We start from the raw sequence: 9315 nt of genomic DNA, 5'->3' as shown, positions 1-9315 counted from the left end.
AATTAAACTATACCAAAAGTTGAGGTGTTTTTCTTTTATTGTGATGTTGTCAAGGAACATAATTCAGCTGCCAATGAGTGATACTGCAGTTAAATTAAAGCCTATTTTTGATCTGCGAAAGTTGAGTAATTAAAAATTTACTATCAATTTTAGGCCTGATTTGTGCATAACCAGATGAAAAAACATAATTGGTGTGGGTTAAGGAAAACCTATAATTATTTTTTTGATAAGGACGTACTGTCTGGTAAAAAATATCCCCATGTTTTGCAAGCCTTTGTGCTCTAGAAGGTGCTGATAGTCTAGTTACGGTTCTATAACTAATAAGTTCCGTTCCAATTACTGACTCAAGATCAACATATTTAAAAACATCAGGTAACACACTTGGAGGATTTATATCAGCAATTTCATTCAGCTTTTTTATTTTCCATTCTTCATTAAAGCCATAGAACCTTCTCTTTGGCACTAACTTCTTTTCTTCCATCACTCTGTCACCACCAGTTCAGAAAGCATTTTTTCAAATTGTCTTTCGAGTGATTGACTTTCTTTTTCAATCGTCTCTAAAGTATCCGAATATTTTACTTTTAATTCTTTTAGTGTATCTAATTCATTTTTAAGTGGAATCTCTATCAACCCGGTTATATCGTCCGTTAAATTACCAAACCATTTTTTATACATGAGTTGATTAATTTCTTCATCCGTTAAATTTTCAATTCTATCCTCTACTTGGTCGTTTAACGTTTTTTCTTTTGCTTTAATATCTTTATTTAACGCAGATTTTTCTTCAAGTGACTTTTTAACTTTATTCAATAGTTCATATTCACTGGAATCTTTTTCAACATTTTTTATTTCTGCTTTAACTGCTGTAAGTGTAAAATCATCTTCTCTTGCATTTAAAGTGTCACCTAATGCTACCTCTTCATCGCTTTCTTCTACTTTTGCTGCTTCGATAAGTTCAGTCATTTCATCAGTAATGGATGCTAAAGCCTCTTTTTTCGCTTCAACTTCTTTTAATTCATCTGCGTATAGCTCTTTTAAAATAAGGTCATTCGGTACAATCGAACCGATCCAACCATGTTGTTCTGTCCGTTTTGTTTTTCCTGAACCTTTTGTCACCATATTCGGTTCACGTGTTCTAGCAACTGTATAGAAATCACTAATTGCAATTTTCTCCGTATCTTCCGCAAGCTTATTTTCCCATAACTCTGCAACAATCTGATAGCCAGCATATGTGCTTACATGATTAAACTCTTTTAATAACTGCTTAATTTCGGTTAACATCGCCTCTTTCAATGTACCGATGTCGTTCACATCATGAACAGTTGTTAATTTACCCCAATGCGTATGCATATAAGTTAGTAAAGCTTCTTTTAGAGATTCCATTTGTTTTTGAACCGTTTCATCGGCTAACACATCTTCGGTAAAATCATCGATGGATTTCGTTAACGTTACATAACCAGGACGCACTTCCTGAAAAGCCTCGTATAAAACGTCTTTTGTTATATCCTGCAACACAGTCAGTTGTTCAATTTGATGCAACGGTATGCCACCGTATAGATGCGCATCAACATCTTGGGCGAATTCTTCATCCAAGGCCTCGATATAACGCGGAATATTTAAATTATATTCATTTTCTTTGATTTCTTTTTGTGATGCTTGATGACTGTATCCTTTTTCATCTGTTCGTTCGATATATGTATCCACGATTTTGGCAATATCTTTTTCTTGAAGCACATTTTGCTTACCTTCTTTGACGAAAGATTTTGAAGCATCAATCATCAAAACAGGTTCATCTAATGCACGGTTTTTCTTTAAAATAATAACCGTTACAGGAATTCCTGTATTTGTAAATAATTTATCGGGTAGGCCAATCACTGCATCAATATAGTTTTTGTCTAATAAACGTTTACGAATCTCACCTTCTGCACCTCCACGGAATAACACGCCATGTGGAAGCACGATCGCCATTGTCCCTTCTTGACCTAAGTGGAATAACCCATGTAGAAGAAAGGCGTAATCACCTTTGGAATCAGGTGGTAATACACCCGCGATTTCAAAACGAGGATCGGTCACTTTTAAGCCTTCTTGATTCCAATTTTTAACCGAATAAGGCGGATTCATGACCACCGCATCAAATTGAACCCCTTCATTTGGTCGTTCAGGATCTTCTGGCCAGTCTTGCGCCAATGTATCGCCATTCTTTACCGTCATTTTCTCTGGACGGACACCATGTAGTAATAAGTTCATGCGTGTTAAATTATAGGTTGCTGTGTTTTTTTCTTGTCCATAATAATGAAGATCTTTCCTTCCATCTTCATTCAAATGTTTTCCTACCGTTAATAGTAAAGAACCCGATCCGACTGCAGGGTCATAAATGGAATCTACCTTGGTCGTCTTTGCGACAATTTGTGCCATCACTTCACTCACTTGACGTGGGGTGTAGAACTCGCCGGCTTTCTTCCCTGACTCCATAGCAAACTGGCCGATTAAATATTCATACGCATCGCCTAACACATCACCTTTTTGGAGTGCAATCATATTTAGATCAGCAAATAACTCGATTAATTGACGAATATTTTTACTGCGCGTATTTAAGTTACTTCCTAGAGCGGTATCAGTTAAGTCGATGGTTGAGCTTGAAAATAAACCTTTAAAGTCATCAATATCTCCTGTTGTCGCAACCGTTCGTTCAAAGCTTTGCAGGCTCTCCGAAACCTTTTCCAATTCAAATGAACCCTCACGAATATCCTTTAGCCATGTTTGGTATAGATGATGGGGCAAGACATAATAGCCAAGCACATTTTGAATCATTTTAATTAAATTATCGCCATAACTTTCATAAGCTTTCTGGTAGGCTTGAACAATTTCCGCCTCCGTACCTTTCGTACCACTCGTTTTTACAAACGTTTCCAGTGTTTTATCACTCAAGAATTTATAGAACATCAAACCGAGCATATAATCTTTGTATTGACTTGCATCCATGGAACCTCTAAGATTATTTGCACCGTCCCATAGCCTTCTTTTTATCTCATCTGATGTAATCATTTATATCCCCCTACCAGATTCATTTGTCTCTAAGTCTCTTTGTAAAACTCTTTACTTACATTAACATTCCTATTGTGTAAATCCTTTAAATATAAGTTTACCAAAAAACCCATACAAAAACATGACCATCGCCGAACAAATCACTAAAAATCCGATATTTTTCAGAATTCCACTTGACCTCTTACTGTATCTAAAAGATATATTTCATAATGATATGTGATCGATCATATGCTGGTGACTTCTGCGATTAGGACCGATAAAAAGCGGTTCAGGACAAGTATATGGCAATTGCACGTTATAATATTTCACTCTGCAGCCGAATCTAAATAATCATAAAATTTGAAGGGATGAATTCGTTCTATATTTCCTATTTTTGCAGGGAATCGTCTGCTGTTAGCGGTGACTATGTAATCACATTCTTCCTGAATGGCTGTTACCCACACATGAAAATCTTCTTGATCAAAGCGATAAAGTGGTTCACTCATTCCCAAAGAAGAGGTTATATGTTCCGCCATTTCATTACTGCAACCACTTAGTTCAGTTAGTACCGCTCCAATCGGACGATTTTCTATCATAATCGTTTCCACGCTATAACGGCCAACAAAATTGTTAACAGGAAGCTCCGCATAATGCGCTGTTATTGGACTTAGGAATTCGTTCAAAAAGAATTCAATCTCATGACCACCATATTTTAGCATACGATTGCCTTTTCCAAGTCCGTTTGAAGCATTTCGGATAAATTCAAACAAACACACTTTTGAAATGATAGGTCGGTAAAAATGGGGAAATTGCGCAGCTCTGAGGATTTTGCGGTTGATACCATCTTTTCGTAAAGCTCCACACAACACCGTGGTATCCAGAAAAACCCTCGGGGGGGGGGGGACTATTTCGCTTAGAGGTCGAACTTATCTACATCCCCCGCTTCTTTATTTTTTCTATCTATTTGTTCAAATAATTCATCAACTATTTTATCCTGTTGCTTTGATGTTATGAAGTTATCTTCAGGAATCCGCCAATGTCCACCTCCTGAACGATAAGCACCTTCAAACTTCCCATTTTCACACATTCTCCGTATTGTTTGATCACTAAGTCCTAATTTACGGGCTGCCTCACTGGTTGTATAGAATTGCTGATTTCTTTCTTTGTTCGTCTCTACTGCAGCTGATTTATCCAATGGTGCGTAAGCTCTTTTACTAACGCGGGCAGTTTCTTTTGTCTTTTTTTCAAGAATTGATGCCAACATTTTCTTGTTCGTTTCTTGAGGTTTTTGTGTCATTTTGCTGATCATATCGATATAATCCAGTACTTCTTCAAATGTTTGTTCAGACTGATATGTTTCCATTTTCCCCCGTATAGCTGCATCCAATTGTTTCAAATCCTCCAAATCGTTTTCACCTGGAATTGAGAAATGTAATTGTAATACTACAGGTGTATAAACATTCATCAGTCTCAATGATTTTTCAATCGTTGTTTTTAAAAGGATTTCAGCTTTTTCTTTATCGTGTAATTTGTTTAAAAATTTCACCGTATCCCATAATGTTTCTTGTTCACGGTCCATCGTAGTTGTCATTTGAATGCCCTCCCTCCTACTTATAGTTTACTATTTAATCTCAACATATTCAACAAAATCAACGTTATGGTTGTCATTTCACGAATAAGTTTACCAAAAAACCAATACATTGCCCATCTGGAAACATACAAACAAAAACTGCAGGATCGCTACCAGACGTACGAGGCGATTGAAGAAATGATCACTTCGCATGTACAGAACCAAGATGATGTACCTTATTGGCTGTTTACCCTGAATTATGGAAAACAGATGACTACAGCTGCGATTGAGTGGTGCAGCGATACCCTCCGTGAAATAAAGGATTGGGAGGAATAATCATGGGGAAGAACATTTATGAAGGTCGGTATACGACGGAAAATGATCGGGATCTTGTTGTGTTTCTGATTGGTATGCGGATTAATAAGCGGCTTGCCGTCCGGAAATGGCTGCCGGTGTTTACTGCGATGCCGGGAATGATAAGGGAACTGTGTGAGAATCAGGAGGAGCTTGGTTTTCTGTCGATTGAAAATTACTTCGGACTCCGCACAACGGTTATGATCACATACTGGCGGTCGGAAGAGGATCTGCTTGCCTATTCAAAAGGACAGAAACATCTAAAAGCCTGGAAAAATTTCAACCGAAAAATTGGCGATACCGAGGCGGTTGGGATTTATCATGAAACCTATGTCGTGCCAGCGGGAAGGTATGAGGCGATTTATGGGAATATGCCGGTTTATGGGCTTGCTAACGCTGCTGGGCATACACCGGTGACTGCTGCGAAGAGGTATGCGAAGAAGCGATTGCGAACAGGGACAGAATAATTGTATGGCAAGTATTTTCATATATTGCGGAGGGAGAACTTTTCCATATCCGCTAGGTAAATCAAGCAAAAGGACGGGGATCCCCGTCCTTTCACTATACCTGTTTTAATGCATCTTCAATTTGCGTATTGCCTGATACCATTTCAAATGCCTTGTGAAATGTGTTTGGTTCCTGTATTGCGGCAATCATGGTTTTGGCTACATCTTCACGCGGGATGTTTTCAAATTCCACTTCGTCCGCGACCTTAATTTTGCTTGTGCCGGGATCATGGGTTAGGCCGCCCGGGCGAACTATTGTGTAATCCAGTTCTGTCTGCATCAGGTATTCATCAGCTTCTTTTTTCATTTGCAAGTAATGTTTCATGTTTGGATTGTCTGTTGCCATCACTTCCGGGTCGCGTCCGGCACCAATACTGCTCATCATAATGAACTTTTTGATGCCAAAATTTTCAGTAGCTTTCACCAAATTGATCGCACCATCGCGGTCAACATCTGTTGTCTTGTCGGGGCCGGTGTTGCTTCCCGAGCCAGCAGCAAAAATCACAGCATTCATTCCTTTTGCTGCATGCCCGACATCCCCCTCTAAATCCGCCAATACAGGGGTGCCACCCAATTCGGATATCTTCTGTTTTTGTTCCTCTTTGCGAACCATGCCATAAGCTTCATATCCTGCTTCATGCAAAAATTGTATCAGCAAACGGCCGGTATTTCCGTTTGCTCCTGCGACTAGTACGTTCATTTTTTCATCGACTCCTTTATAATCATCATCGTGTGATATGACTATTGCCATGTGCGAGATGAGTTAAACATAGAAAAAGGGATGGCGACAACCACACCTATTGTAAAACGGCGCAAAAACAACTTGTCCCCTTGATTCTTTGGAATGAATTCAACAACCATGCCAAATGAATTAAGGATCTAGTTATGATATGTTAAAGTAAATGAAATAGGACAAGGAGGATTTTTACATGGATGTCAGATTTCCAATTGGTACATTACAAGTTCCGGAAAACGTAACCTTGGAGAATATTGGAGAATGGCTGAAGGAAATCGAGACTTATACGATTCGATTAAGAGAAACGGTTGACTCACTAAGTGATGAAGAATTAAGCAGAACATATCGTGATGGCAGCTGGACAGTACGTGAGCTTGTTCATCACATTGCAGATTCTCAGTTGAACATGTATCAACGTTTAAAGCTTGCTTTAACAGATGATAATCCAACAGTACCAGCTTTCGACCAGGATAAATGGGCCGTTCAGCCGGATACAAAACTCCCTGTCAAAAGTTCTATTAAACTGCTGGAAGGGATTAATGAGCGCATCGTATCTTTAGGAAATAGTTTAACAGAAGAGCAATTAACACGATCGTTTACGCTCCAGAATAGCGGTGAAATAACGGTTTCGACAAAAGTGGCAAAACTAGCTTGGCACGAGGAGCACCACCTCGCCCATATAAAAATCGCATTATCACAATAAAAAATATAGGAAGCCAACGGTTTAAGATGACTCAAGGATGGAGGAATGCAGTATGATAAACGATACCGATTTAAAACATTTGAGGCGTTGTGTTGAGCTTGCGAAACATGCCTTGGATACTGGTGATGAGCCATTTGGTTCTGTTCTTGTCGCAGCCGATGGTGAGGTGCTGGCAGAAGACCATAACCGCGTATCCAGTGGCGATCATACCCGGCACCCTGAGTTTGCTTTGGCGCGCTGGTCGGCTGAAAACATGACATCCGAAGAACGGAGCAAAGCGACAGTATATACCTCTGGTGAACATTGCCCAATGTGTGCTGCTGCTCACGGTTGGGTAGGATTGGGTCGAATTGTTTATGCCAGTTCATCCAAACAGCTGGCACAATGGCTGAGTGAATTAGGTGTCCCTGCATCGCGTGTCCGGAATCTTCCTATTCAGGATGTTGTTCGTGATATTCAAGTGGATGGACCTGCTCCCGAACTATCTGAGCAAGTTCGGGAGCTTCATCAGCAGCTTCACGGGGAGTGACGAGCGATGCCTGTCACTTCTCGGCATTCCTCGGATTTTGTCATATAATTTCCATATGAGGTTACACAGAAACGGACCCCGTGTAATCTATTTTTTAGAGAGCAGTTCCGCCTTTGCCAAACTTAACGTTTATTACTTGTTGGATGCGTGTATTCCGCATGATATAGCTATCTTCTAAAATCAGTAAAGGTCGTGAGGAAAATGGAGAATACATTAAAGATAAAAAACGAGATAAACGATCAGGAAGTTATTTTTAATGTTATGGTGAATGGCACAAATGACTATGTTATAAAAACAAACGAATCCGGTGATGAAATCATTGTTAGGGAACTATCAAGGGAACGCAATGCTATAACGTTTTTTAGACCCCGCCATATAGCTGGAATAATGGTTAAAGAAATTGGGATTACTGATGAGCAACTAAACACCATTGAACAAATCGAAAAAGACTTTAAACAAAAAGCCATTGACCGCGAAGCAAAACGAAAAGAGAATATCATTAATGGCGTTTCAACCATCAATGTCAGTTATCGCAATGGAAAAGCATTAAGCGGGTATATCATTTTTGGCCATGAAGCTGATTTACTAAGAGATCTGGGGGTAGCTAAAAGAGTCGGTGGATGGCGGACAGTCGTTGATGAAGCATTGATTGAAGCGTTGGGTGAGGAATTTACATACGAGCAAGCATCCGCTTATGCAAAACCGTTACTGGAGAGGCAACAGCAGCAGCAAGCGGAAAAGGAAGCCAAAATGAAAGAAGCAAAACAAACTGGTGAAAAGGTCGCCATCAGATACTGGCAAGAGGATTGTAACAACTCGAGGAAAAACTGTAATGTGGATCATATGACTGAGTATGCATTGCCTGATGGAAGAACAAAAATTGAAAGAAGGCATACAGAGTTAAAGGAGTAAGTGGGCCATAGAGGCAGTCCCTGGTTCATGAGTGGTTGTTGAAGCGTCCAAGCATGCACCAACTAAACGGAGGAGTTATTATGAAATTAATCTCCCTCCCCCAGCCTTTCAGCATTAAACAAGTGCCCCAAAACCATCACGGCTCCGGGACACTTGTTTCTTCCTCATATATTACTTTTCCATCAGCTCATTGAAATTCAATTTCTTGTTCAGCATGATCATAACCGGAATCCCGATAGCCATAATGCCGAATTCACCCACTGCTGTCGTCAACCAGGTCAGCAGAAATGGCAAGTCGGCAGCCATATACAGCTGAAACGCTATAATAAACATATTGAACGAAAATACAATCGTATTGATGACGAGCAGGGTTAATCGGTGTTTAATAAATATCGCCAGAAATATGACAAATCCAAGCGATAATACCGAATGCGCTACGCCGAATGTCAAGTCGTACATTCCGGTTGGTGAAAATAAATTGGTTAAAAAGACACCCAGCACAATCCCGTAAAAGTACTTTGTGTTAAAGATAACAAGGTGGTTAAAGATCTCCGGGATCCGAAACTGAATGTTCGAAAATGCGATCGGGGCAGCGATTAATGACAGCGCGACATAAGCAGCAGCTATAATCGCATTAACGGTAAGTGTTTTAATATTCAATGATACCACTCCTTAGTTTTTTTTCGTGGGATGGTTTCGAACCACGGTTTGGGTCTCGGTCCCCAAACAAATTCATTATACTCGGAAATGGATCATAAAGAAAGAGATTTTAGTTCACAAAAATAACCTGGTTGAATACATTTGACGAATGCCGGAAAATGGTAGATTACTGCTGTTACGATTTTAGGGATATATTGAGTGGGGGAATTTTTATGAAGGAAGTGCAGGATGGCAACAATACAATAGACGGATGTCTTGTTAACATGCAATGAGCCGCCTCGCGAATCATAAGCGAGGCGGCTCTTGTTTTTATCTTCAGTACCG

The 9315-nt window shown here is 39.7% G+C and carries 11 protein-coding genes and 1 riboswitch; of the genes, 5 read left to right on the top strand and 6 right to left on the bottom strand.

Features of this window, described 5'->3' with window-relative positions; genetic code table 11:
• Window positions 1-94: 94 nt before the first annotated feature.
• The 4 genes from E4U82_RS11995 to E4U82_RS11980 all read right to left on the bottom strand — a co-directional run bounded on the left by E4U82_RS11995 (window position 95) and on the right by E4U82_RS11980 (window position 4612).
• Window positions 95-484, bottom strand: a complete 390-nt coding sequence (locus E4U82_RS11995; RefSeq protein WP_135110424.1) for a hypothetical protein — start codon at window positions 482-484, stop codon at window positions 95-97.
• Window positions 481-3042, bottom strand: coding sequence for a type I restriction-modification system subunit M (locus E4U82_RS11990; protein ID WP_135110423.1), 2562 nt, complete (start codon window positions 3040-3042; stop codon window positions 481-483). Before E4U82_RS11990 ends, E4U82_RS11995 begins: the two co-directional genes overlap by 4 nt.
• A gap of 305 nt (window positions 3043-3347) precedes the next feature.
• The gene (locus E4U82_RS11985) at window positions 3348-3890 is read right to left on the bottom strand and encodes a PIN domain-containing protein (protein WP_245183568.1); all 543 of its coding nucleotides are present in this window, start codon (window positions 3888-3890) and stop codon (window positions 3348-3350) included.
• A 44-nt stretch (window positions 3891-3934) separates the two neighbouring features.
• Complete coding sequence (locus tag E4U82_RS11980) at window positions 3935-4612, bottom strand: helix-turn-helix domain-containing protein (protein ID WP_135110421.1); 678 nt, start codon at window positions 4610-4612, stop codon at window positions 3935-3937.
• Between the two features lie 66 nt (window positions 4613-4678).
• Between E4U82_RS11980 and E4U82_RS11975 the strand changes: the two genes are divergently transcribed.
• Window positions 4679-4927, top strand: a complete 249-nt coding sequence (locus tag E4U82_RS11975; RefSeq protein WP_135110420.1) for a virulence activator alpha C-terminal domain-containing protein — start codon at window positions 4679-4681, stop codon at window positions 4925-4927.
• A 2-nt stretch (window positions 4928-4929) separates the two neighbouring features.
• Complete coding sequence (locus tag E4U82_RS11970) at window positions 4930-5412, top strand: DUF4188 domain-containing protein (protein ID WP_135110419.1); 483 nt, start codon at window positions 4930-4932, stop codon at window positions 5410-5412.
• 94 nt (window positions 5413-5506) lie between these two features.
• On the opposite strand, the gene E4U82_RS11965 is transcribed toward E4U82_RS11970, so the two are convergent.
• Window positions 5507-6151, bottom strand: coding sequence for an SDR family oxidoreductase (locus E4U82_RS11965; protein ID WP_135110418.1), 645 nt, complete (start codon window positions 6149-6151; stop codon window positions 5507-5509).
• A 229-nt stretch (window positions 6152-6380) separates the two neighbouring features.
• Between E4U82_RS11965 and E4U82_RS11960 the strand changes: the two genes are divergently transcribed.
• The 3 genes from E4U82_RS11960 to E4U82_RS11950 all read left to right on the top strand — a co-directional run bounded on the left by E4U82_RS11960 (window position 6381) and on the right by E4U82_RS11950 (window position 8331).
• Window positions 6381-6890 carry a YfiT family bacillithiol transferase gene (locus tag E4U82_RS11960; protein WP_135110417.1) on the top strand — a complete coding sequence of 170 codons (510 nt, stop codon included), beginning with the start codon at window positions 6381-6383 and terminating at the stop codon, window positions 6888-6890.
• A 52-nt stretch (window positions 6891-6942) separates the two neighbouring features.
• The gene (locus E4U82_RS11955) at window positions 6943-7419 is read left to right on the top strand and encodes a nucleoside deaminase (protein WP_135110416.1); all 477 of its coding nucleotides are present in this window, start codon (window positions 6943-6945) and stop codon (window positions 7417-7419) included.
• A 201-nt stretch (window positions 7420-7620) separates the two neighbouring features.
• On the top strand, window positions 7621-8331 hold the full coding sequence (locus tag E4U82_RS11950) for a hypothetical protein (RefSeq protein ID WP_135110415.1): 711 nt from the start codon (window positions 7621-7623) through the stop codon (window positions 8329-8331).
• A 171-nt stretch (window positions 8332-8502) separates the two neighbouring features.
• Here E4U82_RS11950 and E4U82_RS11945 read toward each other — a convergent pair whose 3' ends face one another.
• Window positions 8503-8991, bottom strand: coding sequence for a QueT transporter family protein (locus E4U82_RS11945; RefSeq protein WP_135110414.1), 489 nt, complete (start codon window positions 8989-8991; stop codon window positions 8503-8505).
• A 6-nt stretch (window positions 8992-8997) separates the two neighbouring features.
• Window positions 8998-9042: riboswitch (PreQ1 riboswitch) on the bottom strand.
• Between the last annotated feature and the right edge of the window lie 273 nt (window positions 9043-9315).

Origin of the sequence: Lentibacillus salicampi, assembly GCF_004565465.1 — a bacterium.
Classification (GTDB): domain Bacteria; phylum Bacillota; class Bacilli; order Bacillales; family Amphibacillaceae; genus Lentibacillus; species Lentibacillus salicampi.
The sequence above is the reverse complement of the archived record's forward strand: the minus strand, read 5'-3'. Positions and strand labels throughout refer to the sequence as shown.